Source organism: Sideroxydans sp. CL21, from assembly GCF_902459525.1.
GTDB lineage: Bacteria > Pseudomonadota > Gammaproteobacteria > Burkholderiales > Gallionellaceae > Sideroxyarcus.
On sequence record NZ_LR699166.1, the window covers coordinates 2,536,622 to 2,553,095 of the forward strand.

Below are 16,474 nucleotides of genomic sequence, written 5' to 3' on the forward strand. Positions count from 1 at the left end.
CATTCGCCCTTACACTGGGCGAGCAGCAATAGCCGACATTCCCCTGAACTACTTACGTATTTCCAACCCATTCTTCATTTTGGCTACACGTCAAGATTGAAACAGGGGTAATGAGTCGCTTGTATCCAACGGTTGTGCCGCCTCATGCGGCCACTTGAACAACAGCTTTTCTAACGCGCAACGGATTCCGCTCAAGTAATTAAAAAAGACAGTGGCGGTTTTTTGGGAGGAAATGGCAAATGAGCAAGGTATTTGTTAAGACACAAAAAGGGGTTGAAGAGATCGGGAAACGCACCAGCGACATGTCGCTGCGGGTAAGGCGAATTCTGATCCTGGTTGACGGGAAACGCTCTGTCGATGCGCTTCGTGAATTGGCGCTGGCCGACGATCTTGATCAAACACTTGGATTGCTTGAGGAAAGCGCTTATATCGAGCCAATCAGGCAGCCGGAAGCCGCTGCACAGGCTTCCAAGGCTGACGAAAGCGCGCCAAGGGAATTCACCTTCCGTAAAATTCCCGACACACCGGACCCCAAGGAGATGGAAATGGCCAAACACTTCATCCTGAACACGCTCTATACGTTCTGCGGCCAGTGGGCCCATCTTTCAATTGTCAAAGCGGCTTCTGCAGCCAAGACCCACGAGGAACTACGCAAAAGCTTCATACCCTGGTACGAAGCCATCGTCGAAACGGGCGAAGGCCGACGCCGTGCCGAGGAACTGAGCTCTTCACTGCTCAAAGTGATCTGATTTTTGGTAAAGACAGTCCTTAACTTACGTCCGGTCGGCCAACAGACTCACCCAAGGCAACAATTCAGTTGCACCGTGGCTTCATAGTCTGATCGCCAAGCCCGGAAGCACGGCCAGCAAAAAGGATTTGCCAAACCTTGTTTGAGCCTCTAGAATGCGCCCCTTTCTGAAAAGCCGAATTCTCAAGGAGTAGTAGTCATGGCAAATAGCGCACAAGCTAGAAAACGTGCAAGACAAGCAGTCAAGCAAGGCCAGCACAATGCCAGCCTGCGTTCCGAACTGCGTACCGCGATCAAGAAGGTAACCAAGGCGATTGAGGCCGGCGACAAGGCTGCTGCACAAGCCGTGTTCAGCGAATCAACCAGTGTGGTAGATTCCATCGCCGACAAGAAGATCGTCCACAAGAACAAGGCTGCCCGACATAAGAGCCGCTTGTCCGCTGCTATCAAGGCGATGGCCTGATTTATTGCAGACGACCAGTCTGCGACAAAAGGCCGACGATGTTGTCGGCCTTTTTTGTTTATAGTTCGAACATCTGAGATACAACAAGACCGGGAAACCTTGCCATGTCACATTTGATGAACACCTATGCTCGACAAAACGTTACCTTCACCCACGGTGAAGGAGTTTGGTTGTGGGACGTCAATGGTAAGCGCTATCTGGATGCCCTCTCCGGTATCGCGGTCAACACCCTTGGGCATGCGCACCCGCGCTTTACAGCCGCGCTTACAGCACAGATCGGCAAGCTGATCCATACTTCAAACCTTTACCAGGTCCGCGAACAGGAACTGATTGCGGACAAATTGTGCGAACTCTCCGGAATGCAGGAAGTGTTCCTGTGCAATTCCGGCTGCGAGGCGAACGAAGCAGCCATCAAGCTGGCAAGGCTGTATGGCAACCAGCGCGGCGTCGACACGCCGACCGTCATCGTGATGGAAAAGGCCTTCCACGGCAGGACGCTGGCCACCCTTTCCGCCACCGGCAACCGCAAGGTGCAGGCCGGCTTCGAGCCGCTGGTCAAAGGATTCGTGCGCGTCCCTTACGATGACTTGGACGCTATCCGGCAGGTCGCTGCGCACACCCCCAACATCGTTGCCGTGCTGGTCGAGCCAATCCAGGGTGAGGGCGGCATCCGCACGCCGGACATCAGCTACCTGCAAGGCTTGCGCAAGATCTGCGACGAGCACGAATGGCTGCTGATGCTGGACGAAGTGCAGTGCGGCCTGGGCCGGACCGGCAAATGGTTCGCGTTCCAGCACACCGGCATCATGCCGGACGTAATGACCCTGGCCAAAGGCCTGGGCTCCGGCGTACCCGTCGGTGCGTGCCTTGCTGCAGGCAAGGCAACCGGCACATTCAAGCCCGGCAATCACGGTTCGACTTTCGGCGGCAATCCGCTGGCGTCGACCGCTGCACTGACCACGCTGAACATCATGGAACAGGACAAGCTGCTCGATCACGCAGCCAAATTGGGCGCCTGGCTCAAACAGCAATTCCAGACCAGGTTAGGCGGCGTAAAAGGCATCGTCGCCGTGCGCGGGCAAGGGCTGATGCTGGGCATAGAGCTCGACAAGCCATGCGGCGAGATCGTCGGCAAGGCGCGTGAAGAAGGCCTGCTCGTCAACGTGACCGCAGACAATGTGATCCGCCTGTTGCCGTCACTGGTCTTTTCCGAAACCGAAGCGCAACAGTTGCTGGATATTCTGTGCCCGCTGGTAATGGAATTTCTGGCGCGGGAGTGAACATGAGCGGCAAACCCATCAAGCATTTCCTGCAATTCAAGGACCTGAGCCGCGGCGAACTTGAATACCTGTTCGAGCGCACCCGCATCATCAAGGAGCGCTTCAAGCGCTACGAGAAATACTGGCCGCTAACCGACCGCACGCTGGTGATGATCTTCGAGAAGGCCAGCACGCGCACCCGCCTGTCATTCGAGGCGGGCATGCAACAGCTCGGCGGTTCGGCCATCTACCTTAACACCAGGGACTCCCAACTGGGCCGCGGCGAACCTGTGGAAGATGCCGGCCAAGTCATCTCGCGCATGAGCGATATCGTGATGATCCGCACTTATGAACAGGACATCATCGAGCGCTTCGCGTCCAACTCGCGCGTGCCTGTCATCAACGGCCTGACCAACGAATACCACCCGTGCCAGGTGCTGGCCGACATCTATACCTATGTCGAACATCGCGGCAGTATCAAAGGCAAGACCGTGGCCTGGATCGGCGACTCCAACAACATGTGCAACACTTGGCTGCAGGCGGCCGAGATATTGGATTTCAACGTGCATGTGTCCACGCCACCGGGGTACGAGGTAGAGCCGGAGCGCGCCGGCCTGTTCGGCGAAGACCATTACGAAGAATTTACCGACCCGATGGAAGCCGCGCGCGGCGCCAACCTGGTAACCACCGATGTGTGGACCTCGATGGGCTTCGAGGCGGAAAACGAAGAACGCATGAAAGACTTTGCCGACTGGCAAGTCGATAGCGACATGATGCGCGTCGCTGCCAAGGATGCACTATTCATGCATTGCCTGCCCGCGCATCGCGGCGAAGAAGTCTCGGCGGAAGTCATCGACGGCGCCCAATCTGTCGTGTGGGACGAGGCGGAGAACCGTTTGCACGCACAAAAAGCGCTGATGGAATACCTGTTGTTGGGAAAAATATCGGCATGAGCGACAATTCCTCGAAAAAGGAACCCGCGATTCACAGCCAGAAAAGCCGGCTGGCCGACCACATCCTGCCGTCTTCGGCCACCATGATCGGGGTCTGCATGACGGTCATCAGCGTGTCGCAACTCATCCCGAAACACAGCATCAGCAGGCATGTCGACGACTTGCTGGCTTTCGACAGCCTGTTTTTCCTGGCAAGCGCCATGCTGTCCTACTTTTCCATTCGCCATCCAGACCGGGCCGAAAAGCTGGAGCAGGTTGCCGATATCATTTTCCTGGCAGCCATTGCGCTCATGGTCATAGTCGGATTTGTCGTTTCTTTTGAACTAATGATTGATTAACTGGGTTGATAAACATGTCTGACATCAAAAAAGCGGTACTGGCCTACTCTGGCGGACTCGACACCTCGGTCATCCTGAAGTGGCTGCAGGATACTTATAAATGTGAAGTTGTCACTTTCACCGCCGATCTCGGCCAAGGCGAAGAACTGGAGCCCGCACGCCAGAAGGCACTGCAATTCGGCATCAAGCCGGAAAACATCTTCATCGACGACTTGCGCGAAGAATTCGTGCGAGATTTCGTGTTTCCAATGTTCCGCGCCAACACCGTGTACGAAGGCGAATACCTGCTCGGCACTTCCATCGCGCGCCCTCTGATCGCCAAGCGCCTGATCGACATTGTCAACAAGACCGGTGCCGATGCCATCTCGCACGGTGCGACCGGAAAAGGCAACGACCAGGTGCGCTTCGAACTGGGCGCCTACGCGCTGAAGCCAGGTATCAAGATCATTGCGCCCTGGCGCGAATGGGATCTGCTGAGTCGCGAGAAGCTGCTGGCCTATGCGGAAAAGCACGGGATCCCGATCGACATGAAACACAAGAACGGGGGCTCGCCCTACTCCATGGATGCGAACCTGCTGCATATCAGCTTTGAAGGCCGCCACCTGGAAGACCCGGCCGCCGAGGCCGAAGAAAGCATGTGGCGCTGGACCGTGTCTCCGGAGAATGCACCGGACAAAGCCGAATACCTGGATCTCGAATTCTCCAACGGCGACATCGTGGCACTGAACGGCAGCAAGTTGTCCCCGGCTCAAGTGTTGACCAAACTGAACGAACTGGGCGGCAAGCACGGCATTGGCCGCCTGGACCTGGTGGAAAATCGCTACGTCGGCATGAAATCGCGCGGATGTTACGAAACACCAGGCGGTACCATCATGCTCAAGGCGCACCGTGCTATCGAATCCATCACGCTGGATCGCGAAGTGGCCCATCTCAAGGACGACCTGATGCCGCGCTACGCCAGCATGATCTACAACGGTTATTGGTGGAGTCCGGAGCGCAAGTCGCTGCAAACGCTGATCGACCAAACACAGTCCTGCGTCAACGGCTGGGTGCGCGTCAAACTGTACAAGGGCAATGTGATCGTCGTTGGCCGCGATTCCAAAACCGATTCGTTGTTCGACCCGACCATCGCCACTTTCGAGGACGACAAGGGTGCTTACGACCAGAAGGATGCGGGCGGCTTCATCAAGCTGAATGCACTGCGTTTGCGCATCGCGGCAAACCTGAAAAACCGGAAATAAGCTTCGTACATTATGGAGGCGGTATGCTTCACGAACTGAGCGGTGACATTTTATTCAGTGGCGCAAAGGCCGTCGTGCAGGGCGTGGCGCCGAATGATGATTTCCATCAGGGGCTCGCGCTGCAGTTGCGCGAACGCATGCCGGCCATGTACAAGGATTTCCGCCACTACTGCCAGACCCAGCATCCCAAGTCCGGTGAGTTGTGGACATGGATGAGCGTCGACGGACGCTACCTGGTCAATCTGTTCACACAGGATGCCGCTTATGCTCACGGCAGCAAACCCGGCAATGCAACGTTACATCACATCAACCACAGCTTGCATGCCCTGCGCAATTTTGTGCAGAAAGAAAAAGTCGGCAGCCTCGCTTTGCCTCGTCTGGCCTGTGGCGTGGGCGGCCTGAATTGGGATGATGTGAAGCCGATAATCGAAAAACATCTGGGCGACCTCGGCATTCCTGTGTATGTGTATGCCAATTACCAAAAAGGCGTAAAAGCCAGCGAACCCCCGAAATAATCAAACAATCCAAAAGGAAATCCCAGCATGTCAGACAAAATCGATAACGTCAGCGTCGGCAAGAAAGCCAATGTCTTCTTCGACGGCAAGTGTGTGTCGCACTCGGTGTTCTTCCCGGACGGCTCGCGCAAGACCGTCGGCGTGGTTCTGCCCAACAGCAAACTTACCTTCAATGTGGACAGCCCGGAACTGATGGAGATCAGCGGCGGCGAATGCCAGGTGAAAATTGCCGGGGAATCCGGTTTCAAGACCTACGCCGAAGGCAGCAGTTTCAAGGTTGCCGCCAAAGGCAGCTTCGATATTCATACCGGCGCCGACGCAGTCCACTACGTTTGCAGCTTCGGCTGATTTATAACCCCAGGAACGTAGGGCGCAATAACCAACGGGCATTGCGCCTGTAACGCATCCGGTGCAATGTGCTACATTTATTGCACCCTGCATAAACGACGGTTTATTTTACAGAGAGCACACCATGCCATCTTTCGACATCGTTTCCGAAGTAGACAAGACCGAAGTCAAGAATGCGGTCGAGCAGACCAACAAGGAAGTCGGCACCCGCTTCGATTTCAAGGGTTCCGATGCGCGGGTCGAACAGGCGGAGCTGGTGCTCACCGTTCATGCCGACAATGAATTCCAGATGAACCAGGTGCAGGACATCCTCAACGGCAGGCTGACCAAGCGCGGTGTGGATATCAAATGCCTGGACATCAGCGACAAGATCGAGAAAGTCAGCGGCAACAAAGTAAAACGCAGCTGCACAGTCAAGGTGGGGGTCGAAATCGAGCTGGCGAAGAAGATCGTCAAACACATCAAAGACAGCAAGTTGAAGGTACAAGCCAGCATCCAGGGCGACACCGTGCGTGTGACAGGCAAGAACCGGGATGACTTGCAGGATGCCATCGCCTTCGTCAAAAAGACCATCACCGACTTTCCCTTGCAATATCAGAACTTCCGCGATTGAAGCGCATTCCGCACCTTTTTTTCTTCGTACTGCTGGCCTTGTGTTTAATATCCAGGGCCAGCGCAGACGAACTTTCCTACCCTGAAATATTGATCGACGATGTGAAGCACGTCGTCACCGCCCCGGCACGCTGGGATGAAACGGATTGGCGCTCAGCCGGATGGGCATCGCTTGCCGTGGTTGGAACGGCGCTGATCATCGACCGCCCTCTGAGCGACGAGATGCGTCGCCATTCCGGCAACAATTCTTTCCTCACCCAGGTGGAACGATTCGGCAAGCCTTACGCGGCAGGCGTCGTGGGCGGTTTCTATCTGGTTGGTGCGCTCGCCGATGACAAGACCTCAATGCAGGTTGCGCAGGATGCATTCGCTGCCAGCCTGATTGCCAGCGGCATCGTCACCCCCGCCATCAAACTGGTTGCCGGACGTAGCCGCCCGCGCGACAACGCAGGCGCATCCAATTTCAAGCCGTTCAGCAATATCAACTCTTCTTTTCCTTCCGGCCACGCCACGGAAGCGTTTGCGCTCGCCTCGGTCATCTCCGACCATTACGATCAAACCTGGGTGACCTGCACATCGTATTCCATCGCCGGACTGGTCGGCCTCGCCCGCATCTATCATCAGGCACACTTCGCATCGGATGTGGTCGCGGGTGCGATGATCGGCACACTGGTCGGCAAGAGCGTGGTTTCCTATAACAGTGACTTGCGTTCCGGCAAGGTAGCCTTGCTTCCTGACGTTGGCAGGGGTTTAATCGGCCTACGCATTGCAGGGGCCTTCTGACATGAAAACCGTACTCGTTCCTTTGGCAAACGGCAGCGAAGAACTGGAAGCCGTTACTGTTCTCGACATCTTGCGTCGCGCCGGTATCGAAACCGTGAGCGCCAGCCTGGACGGACAACCGATACGCGGCAGCCGCGGTACCATGCTGATTCCTGACACCTCGCTGGATGAAGCGCTCAAGCGCCGTTTCGACATGGTGGTGCTGCCCGGTGGCCAGCCCGGCACCAACAACCTCAAGGCCGATACGCGCATCATCAAGCTGGTGCAACGCATGGCGGCAGACGATCTTTTTGTCTGCGCCGTCTGCGCGGCGCCTTCGGTTCTGGCAGCAGCGGGATTGCTTGACGGCAAGCGCGCGACCAGTTTCCCCGGTTCGCTCGACGCTTTCCCTAAAGTCTTGCGCCAGTCCCAGGCTGTGGTCGAAGATGGCAAGCTCATCACTTCGCGCGGCCCCGGCACGGCAATGGATTTTGCGCTGACACTAGTGGAGCGCCTTGCAGGCAAGGCCAAACGGGACGAGGTCGAAGCCGGTTTGGTGCGTGCGTGACCACACTGTTGAGGAAGCTCCCCCCCTCGATCATCGCACTGTTGCTGCAACTGACGGCAGTCATGCTCGTTGTCATGACTTTGCGCCTGTCCTCGCTGCATCCCGCACCGTTGGTCGCCGCCCTGTTCTGCGGCACACTGGCGGCCGTGCTCAGCCACATTGCAGGCATGGCACGCTGGTGGCTGTTCATCCAGTTTGCCTTCGCCCCTGCGCTGGTACTGATGCTGGCACTCGACATGCCGCCCGGCTTCTTTCTCGCCGCTTTCCTCGTCATGCTGGCCGTGTACTGGAGCACTTTCCGCACGCAGGTACCGCTCTATCTGTCCAGCAACAAGGTATGGAGGGCATTGGAGAGCAAGCTGCCCGCAGAACAACCGTTTACCTTCATCGATCTCGGATCCGGTATCGGCGGCGTGTTGACCCATCTCGCCCATACCCACCCGCATGGGCGCTATCATGGCGTCGAGGCAGCACCATTGCCCTTCCTGTGGAGCTGGCTGCGCATCAAATTGCGCGGCTGCCATAACTGCTCGGTACATCGGGGCAGCCTGTGGGATTGCGACCTGTCGCAATATGACGTGGTGTTCGCCTATCTCTCGCCCGTGCCGATGGACGCACTGTGGAACAAGGCCAGACAGGAGATGCGTCCGGGCAGCCTGTTCATCAGCAACACCTTCGCCGTGCCCGACCACCCGCCGCAGGAAAGCGTCACCGTCGATGACCTGCATCGTTCGACGCTGCATTTCTGGCGCATGTAAAGCTGCAGCCGCATCGCCAGCGTTACTCGAAACCGCTTTTCATTCCCGAATTCCCGCTTAAGCAATATTTAAGCTTGCACTCCTATCCTGCATTCCTCGTAATGCAACCAAGGAGCCCGAAAATGATTCGCATATTTCATGTACTTGTACTGGTGTTTGTGGCTGTCGCAGGCTTGACGTCGCTGTCTGCTGCGGCGCAAACGCCGGACGATGTGTTGACTGCCCTCAAAACCGAGGCAAAATCTTCCAATACGGCTTTTCAGGGATTCTCGGCCGAGCGCGGCGAACGTTTCTTCAAGCAGACGCACGGCAATGAGTTGAGTTGCTCTTCATGCCATACGGAAAATCCGGGTGCGTCCGGCAAGCATGCCAAGACCTCAAAAATCATCAAGCCCCTCGCCCCTGCCGCAAATCCGGAACGTTTCACCGATTCCGCAAAAGTGGAAAAATGGTTCAAGCGCAACTGCAACGACGTGCTGGGTCGCGTCTGTACCCCGCAGGAAAAAGGCGACGTACTGGCCTATCTGCTCACCATAAAAAACTAAGGAGATCGCCATGCTGTTCGATTCTCAACACCTTTTTCGAATTTTCGGCGTTGTCGTTCTGCTGATGAGCGTAATGATATCGATCGCTCATGCCGAAGATGACGACGACGATGAACGCGCCCCTCTCGCAACAAACGCCCGGTGGCAAACCGAATGCGGAGCCTGCCATGTGGCTTTTCCGCCGCGCTTGCTTCCAGCCGAATCATGGCGTGCCGTGATATCCGGTCTGGACAAACACTTCGGCAGCGATGCCAGCCTGGACCCCGCTGTCGCCCGCGAGATTGGAGCTTTCCTGGAAAAAAATGCGGGTCGCGAAAAATATAAAGCAACCGGCAAGCCGTTGTTACGCATCACCGAAACCCGCTGGTTCCAGCGTGAGCATGACGAGGTGCCGGCGCGTGCCTGGAACAATCCAAAGGTAAAAAGCGCTGCCAATTGCGCGGCCTGCCATACCCAGGCGGAAAGCGGCAATTACAGCGAACGCAACATCAGAATCCCCAAATAAAGGAAGAACACCATGAGTCAACGTATCTTGATATGGGATATACCGACGCGGATCTTTCACTGGCTGCTGGCCGTTTCTTTTGCGGGCGCCTTCCTGACTGCCGAGTCGGAACGCTACCGCGACATTCATGTGGTGCTGGGTTATACCTTGCTTGGCCTGATCGCATTCAGGCTGGTTTGGGGGTTTGTCGGTTCGCGCTATGCCCGCTTCCGCTCCTTCCTGTTCAAACCCGGCGAGATCGCCGCTTATGTGACCTCTCTGCTTAAAGCCAAACCAGCCCATTATATGGGGCACAACCCGGCAGGCAGTGTGGCAGTCTTTGCGCTGTTGGCCTTGGGGCTGCTGACCGGTTTAGCCGGTGTGATTGTGTTTCAGGATAGCGGCGGAGATGCGCTGGAAGAATTGCACGAGATGGCGGCTTATGCCATGTTGGCGGTTGTGGCATTGCATGTCGCCGGCGTCGTGTTGAGCAGCGTAATGCATCGCGAGAATCTGGTCCGGTCCATGATTACCGGCCTGAAATCGGGCTTGCCCAACGAAGGTATCCGTCGCGCTCATGCATGGCTGGGTGTCATAATGCTTGCGTCGGTCGTGGCGTTCTGGCTGGGCTATCCCGCAACCGGACCGACACCGCAAAACGTGAATGTGACACAGGCTGAACATCCACATGCTGACGATTAAGGCTTGCAGTTAGTTAACCGGGAAATATATGCGCGTACTGGTGATCGAAGACGACGCCTTGCTGGGTGATGCGATCCAGGCTGGATTGAAACAGTCCGGCTACGCCGTGGACTGGATGAAAGACGGCGTCTCGGCCGACCAGGCCCTCGGTACCGAACCCTATGCCGCCGCAGTGCTGGATCTGGGCCTGCCGCGCATGTCCGGGCTTGAGGTATTGCGGCGTCTGCGCAGCCGCAATATCCCGATACCGGTGCTGATCCTGACCGCGATGGATACGGTGGATGACCGCATAAAGGGGTTGGACGCCGGTGCGGACGACTACCTGGCCAAACCGTTCGACATGGGTGAACTGGCGGCCCGCCTGCGTGCACTGATTCGACGCGGCAGCGGCAAGCCTGCGCCTGCCATGCAGGTCGCCGGCGTAAAGTTGGAACCCGCCGCACACCGCGTACTTTATCGCGATCAGGTGATCGAGCTTCCCGCCAAGGAATTCGCCGTGCTGCATGCCCTGATGCTCAATGCAGGCAGAGTGCTGTCGCGTACCCAGATCGAAGAACAGCTTTATGCCTGGGGCGAAGAAGTCGAAAGCAATGCTGTTGAGGTGTATATCCACCATTTGCGGCGCAAGCTGTTTCCGGGATTGATCGAGACCATCCGCGGCGTAGGCTACTTGATACCCGAAGGCAAAAATGCTTGAAATGCGCGGACGGGGCTCGTTAAAGCAAAGACTGCTGGTGCTGGCTTTGGCAACTGTCCTCCTGGTATGGATCGCCGCGGCTGCGTTCACCTATTTCGATGCACGCGAGGAATTCGGCGAAATACTGGATGCACACCTCGCACAGTCCGCCGCACTGATTGTCGTCCAGGCACATGACTTCGATGAAGTCGAAGCCGAACACACGCCATTACTGAACAGATATGCCCACAGAGTTGCATTTCAGGTCTGGACTGGAGGACGAGTGCTGCGCCTGCATTCCGCGAATGCGCCAGAAGAGCCTTTATCCGATGTCAGGAGCGGTTTCAGCGACAAAATCATCAACGGGCAGCGCTGGCGGGTATTCAGCACCTGGGACGACTCCGGCGAGAATTTGATCCATGTGGCCGAGCTTACCAAAGAACGCGACGAACTATCTGGCGCCATTGCCGGCAATTTGCTGAAGCCGCTATTGTTCTCGCTTCCGTTGCTGGCAATTCTGCTGTGGCTGTCTGTGACGCGCAGCCTGCGCCCGCTGGTCAGGCTGACCAGCGAAGTTGCTCAGCGCGAACCGGACAACCTTGCGCCACTGGAGGTCGGCACAGCCCCCCGCGAGGTGGCACCGTTAATCGCTCGTCTCAACAAATTGTTCATCCGCATTGATGCTTCCATGCAAAAAGAGCGCCGCTTCACCGCAGATGCCGCGCACGAACTGCGTACCCCGGTGGCAGGCATCAAGGCTCAGGCGCAAGTGGCCCGCACTGCCTCCACCGACGCCGAACGCATTCGCGCGCTTGACAACGCGATTCTCGGTTGCGACCGTGCCGCCCACCTGATCGATCAGTTGCTGACTCTGGCACGCATCGACACGTTGGGCGATGAAACAACAGAGCCGTGCCAACTCAGGGCAATTGCTGCCGAAGTGATTGCCGCGATTGCACCGGCTGCACTAAACCAGAATGTGCGACTCGAATTGACGGAAGGCGCGGAAGCGACAGTACGCGGCAATCCCCTATTGCTACGCATAATGCTGCGCAACCTGATCGATAATGCCGTCCGCCATACCACGCCCGGAACATCGGTTCTGGTGAAAATCACTCAAGAACAGGGACGGATTTTCCTTTCGGTAAGCGACAATGGTCCGGGGATTCCGGAAGCGGAATTGGAAAAAGTAGCGGAGCGTTTTTATCGCCCGTTAGGCACGAGCGCCAGCGGCAGCGGGTTGGGACTCTCGATCGTCAAGCGCATCGCCGAGATTCATGCTTCATCCCTGCAACTGGCTCAAAATGAAGACGGTAACGGGCTGCGCGTGACAGTGACTTTCACGTCATGATGTCATCCCACTTTCAACCGCATACTTAAGTTTCACTTCGCATGACATCCTTTGATATGGTCAACGACTGTAACTAAAGCCAGCACCATCAATGGGTTAGGAAGCGCGCTCCGAAGCCCTTCCCAACCCTGATTTTTTTGGTTAGGATGCCGCCCAGTCCAGTTGTACTTCCAGGCGGCAAAAGACCGTACCTAAATCCCAATATCTAAAATATTTAAACCAAAGCGAGAACCAAACATGAGCGAACATATCCGTTATGTCACCGATGCCACTTTTACCGCCGAGGTGCTACAGTCACCGTTGCCCGTACTGGTAGACTACTGGGCTGAGTGGTGCGGCCCCTGCCGAATGATCGCCCCTATCCTGGATGAAGTCTCCAAGGAATATGCAGGGCGCCTGAACGTCGCCAAACTCAACGTGGATGAAAACCAGCAAACCCCCCAAAAATACGGCGTTCGTGGCATTCCGACGCTGATGTTGTTCAAGAACGGCAACATCGAAGCAACCAAAGTCGGTGCATTATCCAAGTCACAACTTACCGCTTTCATTGACAGCCACATCTGAACCCTTTAGTCTGCCGCCCGTAACTGCTCTGTTTCGTCCTGAATCCTACTGAAAAATAATTAAAGACGCTCAAAGCAGTTCGGCGCGGAATATCCCGCAAACCCCGTAACAACACATTCCTGGCAACTCTTCACAACCTAGCGCCATCGCGCCTCATCCACATATGCATTTATCCGACCTCAAGACCAAACACATCACCGAACTGGTGGAAATGGCCACCACCAACCAAATCGACAATGCCAACCGCATGCGCAAGCAGGACCTGATCTTCGCGCTGCTGAAGAATCAGGCGAAGAAAGGCGAGAGCATTTTCGGCGAAGGCACGTTGGAAGTATTGCCGGACGGCTTCGGTTTCCTGCGCTCCCCGGACACTTCTTATCTCGCAGGGCCGGACGATATCTACGTCAGCCCCAGCCAGGTGCGCCGCTTCAACCTGCATACCGGCGATTCGATCGAGGGCGAGATCCGCACCCCGAAAGAGGGTGAACGCTATGTGGCTTTGGTCAAGGTGGATAAAGTCAACGGCGAACCGCCCGAGAACGCCAAGAACAAGATCCTGTTCGAGAACCTGACGCCGCTGTTCCCGACTGTGCACATGACGCTGGAACGCGACATCCGTGCCGAGGAGAACATCACCGGACGCATCATCGACATCGTCGCGCCCATCGGCAAAGGCCAGCGCGGTTTGCTGGTGGCCTCGCCCAAGTCCGGCAAGACGGTGATGCTGCAACACATCGCGCACTCCATCTCGGCCAACAATCCGGATGCGACGCTAATCGTGCTGCTGATTGACGAACGTCCCGAGGAAGTAACTGAAATGAGTCGCACCGTGCGCGGCGAAGTAGTCGCCTCGACCTTCGACGAACCAGCCACGCGCCACGTACAGGTCGCCGAAATGGTGCTGGAAAAAGCCAAACGCCTGGTTGAACACAAAAAGGATGTAGTCATCCTGCTCGACTCCATCACCCGTCTTGCACGTGCCTACAATACCGTGATCCCCTCCTCTGGCAAGGTATTGACCGGCGGCGTGGACGCCAACGCCCTGCAACGCCCCAAACGCTTCTTCGGCGCGGCGCGCAACATCGAGGAAGGCGGCTCGCTGACCATCATCGCCACGGCCCTGGTGGATACCGGCAGCCGTATGGACGACGTGATCTACGAAGAATTCAAGGGGACCGGCAACATGGAGATCCACCTGGATCGCCGCATGGCCGAAAAACGCATCTACCCGGCCATCAACGTCAACCGTTCGGGCACGCGCAAGGAAGAACTGCTCATCAAGCAGGACTTGCTGCAGCGTATCTGGGTACTGCGCAAGCTGCTCTACCCCATGGATGAGCTGGAAGCGATGGAATTCCTGCTGGATAAAGTCAAGGCAACGAAGAACAACGCCGAATTTTTCGACTCGATGAAGCGTTAAACCCCTGAAAAAAGGGTTTTGACGGTTGGTCATGTTTATGTATAATGCGCGGCTCTGAAAAACCGCATCAAGCGAGGTCGTTATGTACGCAGTAATCAAAACCGGTGGCAAGCAATATCGCGTTGTCGAAGGTGAAACTCTGAAGATCGAATCCATAGACGGCGACGTCGGCGGCGCGATCGTATTGGACAAAGTGCTGATGGTTGGCAATGGCGACAAGGTCTCCGTTGGACAGCCTCTGCTGAGCGGTGCTACCGTCAAGGCGACCATCATCGCCAACGGTCGCCACGACAAAGTGACCATCTTCAAGATGCGTCGTCGTAAGCACTACCAGAAACATCAAGGACATCGTCAAAACTTTACTGAGATCCGCATCGACGGCATCTCGGCTTAATTCCGAAGGAGCTAGAACATGGCATCGAAAAAAGGCGGGGGTAGTACCAGTAACGGCCGCGACTCACACTCGAAACGTCTGGGTGTTAAGAGCTACGGCGGCGAATTGATTAGCGCGGGCAGCATCATCGTGCGTCAACGCGGGACACAGGTTCACGCGGGAGACAACGTCGGTATGGGCAAGGATCACACACTGTTCGCCAAGATCACCGGCAAGGTGGTGTTTGCGGTCAAGGGTGCTTTGAAGCGCAAGACAGTCAGCATCGTCGCTGCTTAAGCATTCAAGCAGTTAAAATGAGCCCTATCGCGAGGTAGGGCTTTAGATGGACAGGATATAGGGGTGAAGTAATATAACTCACCTGAAACATATCTAGAGGCGCATCAAAATAAAAAGACAAGCTATTTGCTTGTCTTTTTTTGTATCCATGATATGGTGGCTTCATATAATCTATTATTTGTAATTATATGCGGCTAGTTTACGCAAAACGAAACTGTTTGCTTTTGCACGATGACGGGGCCATCCACTACCCGTTCAGCAAATATCTGACTGACGAACTGGACAACCCACACACGCGGGAAAAGGCTTCCCAAGCACTGCGCATATTTTATCGCCTCCTAGCTTCCCACAATATTGAACTGGCGGTTCGCGCGTTGGAAGGACGGTGCTTGACCCACAATGAATGCAAAAGTCTCGCGGGACTTTGTTACAGGAAGCTGAAAGAAATCGAGCTGCTATCCAATCGCAAGGTCGTTTTGCTTACAAGCGCCATGGCGGATATAGAGCCCGACAAACTACCAAAAGCTTTGCAGCCCAATACGGCCCGCAAGAGTCTTATCGCCATCGCCGATTACCTCAAGTTTTATTGGGAAGTTTTTCTGGATCCCCATATTCGCTCTGAAAACCTGCGCATTGTGTTGAAGGAAGCCTATGAACAGACTCAAGATCGTTTGAAGAAAGCAATACATGGCACTAAACAGAACCATCATCTGACAATTCGAAGCCTTCCTTCTCGCCGGTTTCTCGAATTGATCCGCAAAGTGGTACTGGAACCGGAATCCCTATTCCTGACAGCCGGCGGTAAAACTTCTGCGACGTTGTATCGGGATCGGGCAATGGTATTGGTAGCTTGCGAGGGCGTGAGGCCAGGGGCTATCGGCAACATCGCAAGGGCGGACTTCCGGGAAAAGTATCTGGCTATTCAGGATCATCGCAGACGTCGCGAAGGTCGCACGACGACCGGAGCCCCGGTGCTGAAACTGGGAGATACAACTCGTATCAATTCGGCCTCCGAAACGATGCTCACGCTGTATCCGTTTACGACGGATGCTATCAACGACTATATTCGTTTCGAGAGAGACCCTATCCTGGCAAAACATCAGAGAAACCGAAGTCTTGGATTTCTTTTTCTGAACGAGAAGGGTGAGCCAATTAAGCATCGCTCCTCCATCACGGCAATGTTCAAGCGCCTGGGGGAACGCCTTGCCCAACAGGGTTTGCTCGATATCGGCAACGACCCGTATTTCCCCGACCAGTCCCAATATGAATTTTACGGATATGTTTTGCGTCATTCCGCAGCCAGTTTCTTCCTGGAGATGAAAGGTACGGAAGACGGGGTGCTGGACTCCATGAAGACGCGTTTTGGGTGGACGATGGAGAGTAGTCAGCCACAGCGATATGCCAATCGAGCGCTATCGGACCAAGCTGGCGTGGATTTGATGCAGTTCTACGAGCAACTTATAGCAGACGTGGCGGCGGCACGAGAAATGGAGTAGG

General features: G+C 55.7%; 22 protein-coding genes. All 22 read left to right on the plus strand.

What is annotated here, in order from left to right:
* The first annotated feature begins 239 nt into the window (after positions 1-239).
* The 22 genes from QOY30_RS11770 to QOY30_RS11875 all read left to right on the plus strand — a co-directional run bounded on the left by QOY30_RS11770 (position 240) and on the right by QOY30_RS11875 (position 16,473).
* Entirely contained in the window at positions 240-749 is a 510-nt protein-coding gene (locus QOY30_RS11770; RefSeq protein ID WP_283744814.1) for a hypothetical protein, read from the plus strand.
* A 198-nt stretch (positions 750-947) separates the two neighbouring features.
* Positions 948-1,211 (plus strand): 30S ribosomal protein S20, encoded by a 264-nt coding sequence (rpsT, locus tag QOY30_RS11775; RefSeq protein WP_283744815.1) that lies wholly within the window; start codon positions 948-950, stop codon positions 1,209-1,211.
* 104 nt (positions 1,212-1,315) lie between these two features.
* Positions 1,316-2,491 carry an aspartate aminotransferase family protein gene (locus tag QOY30_RS11780; protein WP_283744816.1) on the plus strand — a complete coding sequence of 392 codons (1,176 nt, stop codon included), beginning with the start codon at positions 1,316-1,318 and terminating at the stop codon, positions 2,489-2,491.
* A gap of 2 nt (positions 2,492-2,493) precedes the next feature.
* On the plus strand, positions 2,494-3,423 hold the full coding sequence (argF, locus tag QOY30_RS11785) for an ornithine carbamoyltransferase (RefSeq protein ID WP_283744817.1): 930 nt from the start codon (positions 2,494-2,496) through the stop codon (positions 3,421-3,423).
* Positions 3,420-3,761 carry a hypothetical protein gene (locus QOY30_RS11790; protein ID WP_283744818.1) on the plus strand — a complete coding sequence of 114 codons (342 nt, stop codon included), beginning with the start codon at positions 3,420-3,422 and terminating at the stop codon, positions 3,759-3,761. Before argF ends, QOY30_RS11790 begins: the two co-directional genes overlap by 4 nt.
* A 14-nt stretch (positions 3,762-3,775) precedes the next feature.
* Positions 3,776-5,002, plus strand: a complete 1,227-nt coding sequence (locus QOY30_RS11795) for an argininosuccinate synthase (RefSeq protein WP_283744819.1) — start codon at positions 3,776-3,778, stop codon at positions 5,000-5,002.
* A 23-nt stretch (positions 5,003-5,025) separates the two neighbouring features.
* Positions 5,026-5,517, plus strand: coding sequence for a macro domain-containing protein (locus QOY30_RS11800; RefSeq protein WP_283744820.1), 492 nt, complete (start codon positions 5,026-5,028; stop codon positions 5,515-5,517).
* A 27-nt stretch (positions 5,518-5,544) separates the two neighbouring features.
* On the plus strand, positions 5,545-5,865 hold the full coding sequence (ppnP, locus tag QOY30_RS11805; protein WP_283744821.1) for a pyrimidine/purine nucleoside phosphorylase: 321 nt from the start codon (positions 5,545-5,547) through the stop codon (positions 5,863-5,865).
* A gap of 124 nt (positions 5,866-5,989) precedes the next feature.
* The gene (locus QOY30_RS11810; RefSeq protein ID WP_283744822.1) at positions 5,990-6,478 is read left to right on the plus strand and encodes a YajQ family cyclic di-GMP-binding protein; all 489 of its coding nucleotides are present in this window, start codon (positions 5,990-5,992) and stop codon (positions 6,476-6,478) included.
* Positions 6,475-7,260 (plus strand): phosphatase PAP2 family protein, encoded by a 786-nt coding sequence (locus QOY30_RS11815; protein ID WP_283744823.1) that lies wholly within the window; start codon positions 6,475-6,477, stop codon positions 7,258-7,260. The genes QOY30_RS11810 and QOY30_RS11815 overlap by 4 nt, the downstream gene beginning before the upstream one ends.
* A 1-nt stretch (position 7,261) precedes the next feature.
* Positions 7,262-7,807 carry a DJ-1 family glyoxalase III gene (locus QOY30_RS11820; RefSeq protein ID WP_283744824.1) on the plus strand — a complete coding sequence of 182 codons (546 nt, stop codon included), beginning with the start codon at positions 7,262-7,264 and terminating at the stop codon, positions 7,805-7,807.
* A complete protein-coding gene (locus QOY30_RS11825) occupies positions 7,804-8,565 on the plus strand; it encodes a class I SAM-dependent methyltransferase (protein ID WP_283744825.1) in 762 nt (253 codons plus the stop codon). The genes QOY30_RS11820 and QOY30_RS11825 overlap by 4 nt, the downstream gene beginning before the upstream one ends.
* Positions 8,566-8,687: 122 nt before the next feature.
* A complete protein-coding gene (locus tag QOY30_RS11830) occupies positions 8,688-9,110 on the plus strand; it encodes a DUF1924 domain-containing protein (protein ID WP_283744826.1) in 423 nt (140 codons plus the stop codon).
* A gap of 10 nt (positions 9,111-9,120) precedes the next feature.
* Positions 9,121-9,615, plus strand: a complete 495-nt coding sequence (locus QOY30_RS11835) for a diheme cytochrome c (RefSeq protein ID WP_283744827.1) — start codon at positions 9,121-9,123, stop codon at positions 9,613-9,615.
* Positions 9,616-9,627: 12 nt separating this feature from the next.
* Positions 9,628-10,296: a cytochrome b/b6 domain-containing protein gene (locus tag QOY30_RS11840; protein WP_283744828.1), complete on the plus strand. Its 669-nt coding sequence runs from the start codon at positions 9,628-9,630 to the stop codon at positions 10,294-10,296.
* 28 nt (positions 10,297-10,324) lie between these two features.
* Positions 10,325-10,993, plus strand: coding sequence for a response regulator transcription factor (locus tag QOY30_RS11845; RefSeq protein WP_283744829.1), 669 nt, complete (start codon positions 10,325-10,327; stop codon positions 10,991-10,993).
* Complete coding sequence (locus QOY30_RS11850; RefSeq protein WP_283744830.1) at positions 10,986-12,323, plus strand: ATP-binding protein; 1,338 nt, start codon at positions 10,986-10,988, stop codon at positions 12,321-12,323. Before QOY30_RS11845 ends, QOY30_RS11850 begins: the two co-directional genes overlap by 8 nt.
* A gap of 237 nt (positions 12,324-12,560) precedes the next feature.
* Positions 12,561-12,887 carry a thioredoxin TrxA gene (gene trxA, locus QOY30_RS11855; RefSeq protein ID WP_283744831.1) on the plus strand — a complete coding sequence of 109 codons (327 nt, stop codon included), beginning with the start codon at positions 12,561-12,563 and terminating at the stop codon, positions 12,885-12,887.
* A 163-nt stretch (positions 12,888-13,050) separates the two neighbouring features.
* A complete protein-coding gene (gene rho / locus QOY30_RS11860) occupies positions 13,051-14,307 on the plus strand; it encodes a transcription termination factor Rho (RefSeq protein WP_283744832.1) in 1,257 nt (418 codons plus the stop codon).
* Between the two features lie 82 nt (positions 14,308-14,389).
* Positions 14,390-14,701 (plus strand): 50S ribosomal protein L21, encoded by a 312-nt coding sequence (gene rplU, locus QOY30_RS11865; protein ID WP_283744833.1) that lies wholly within the window; start codon positions 14,390-14,392, stop codon positions 14,699-14,701.
* 18 nt (positions 14,702-14,719) lie between these two features.
* On the plus strand, positions 14,720-14,977 hold the full coding sequence (gene rpmA / locus QOY30_RS11870; protein WP_283744834.1) for a 50S ribosomal protein L27: 258 nt from the start codon (positions 14,720-14,722) through the stop codon (positions 14,975-14,977).
* Positions 14,978-15,195: 218 nt separating this feature from the next.
* On the plus strand, positions 15,196-16,473 hold the full coding sequence (locus QOY30_RS11875; RefSeq protein ID WP_283744835.1) for a site-specific integrase: 1,278 nt from the start codon (positions 15,196-15,198) through the stop codon (positions 16,471-16,473).
* Position 16,474: the final 1 nt, after the last annotated feature.

Coding starts and splice junctions, on each gene's coding strand:
- QOY30_RS11790 (WP_283744818.1), top strand. CDS start 3,420: ATGAGCGACAATTCCTCGAAAAAGGAACCCGCGATTCACAGCCAGAAA.
- rplU (WP_283744833.1), top strand. CDS start 14,390: ATGTACGCAGTAATCAAAACCGGTGGCAAGCAATATCGCGTTGTCGAA.
- QOY30_RS11820 (WP_283744824.1), top strand. CDS start 7,262: ATGAAAACCGTACTCGTTCCTTTGGCAAACGGCAGCGAAGAACTGGAA.
- QOY30_RS11850 (WP_283744830.1), top strand. CDS start 10,986: ATGCTTGAAATGCGCGGACGGGGCTCGTTAAAGCAAAGACTGCTGGTG.
- QOY30_RS11830 (WP_283744826.1), top strand. CDS start 8,688: ATGATTCGCATATTTCATGTACTTGTACTGGTGTTTGTGGCTGTCGCA.
- trxA (WP_283744831.1), top strand. CDS start 12,561: ATGAGCGAACATATCCGTTATGTCACCGATGCCACTTTTACCGCCGAG.
- QOY30_RS11810 (WP_283744822.1), top strand. CDS start 5,990: ATGCCATCTTTCGACATCGTTTCCGAAGTAGACAAGACCGAAGTCAAG.
- argF (WP_283744817.1), top strand. CDS start 2,494: ATGAGCGGCAAACCCATCAAGCATTTCCTGCAATTCAAGGACCTGAGC.
- rpmA (WP_283744834.1), top strand. CDS start 14,720: ATGGCATCGAAAAAAGGCGGGGGTAGTACCAGTAACGGCCGCGACTCA.
- ppnP (WP_283744821.1), top strand. CDS start 5,545: ATGTCAGACAAAATCGATAACGTCAGCGTCGGCAAGAAAGCCAATGTC.
- QOY30_RS11770 (WP_283744814.1), top strand. CDS start 240: ATGAGCAAGGTATTTGTTAAGACACAAAAAGGGGTTGAAGAGATCGGG.
- QOY30_RS11845 (WP_283744829.1), top strand. CDS start 10,325: ATGCGCGTACTGGTGATCGAAGACGACGCCTTGCTGGGTGATGCGATC.
- QOY30_RS11800 (WP_283744820.1), top strand. CDS start 5,026: ATGCTTCACGAACTGAGCGGTGACATTTTATTCAGTGGCGCAAAGGCC.
- QOY30_RS11835 (WP_283744827.1), top strand. CDS start 9,121: ATGCTGTTCGATTCTCAACACCTTTTTCGAATTTTCGGCGTTGTCGTT.
- QOY30_RS11780 (WP_283744816.1), top strand. CDS start 1,316: ATGTCACATTTGATGAACACCTATGCTCGACAAAACGTTACCTTCACC.
- QOY30_RS11840 (WP_283744828.1), top strand. CDS start 9,628: ATGAGTCAACGTATCTTGATATGGGATATACCGACGCGGATCTTTCAC.
- rpsT (WP_283744815.1), top strand. CDS start 948: ATGGCAAATAGCGCACAAGCTAGAAAACGTGCAAGACAAGCAGTCAAG.
- rho (WP_283744832.1), top strand. CDS start 13,051: ATGCATTTATCCGACCTCAAGACCAAACACATCACCGAACTGGTGGAA.
- QOY30_RS11795 (WP_283744819.1), top strand. CDS start 3,776: ATGTCTGACATCAAAAAAGCGGTACTGGCCTACTCTGGCGGACTCGAC.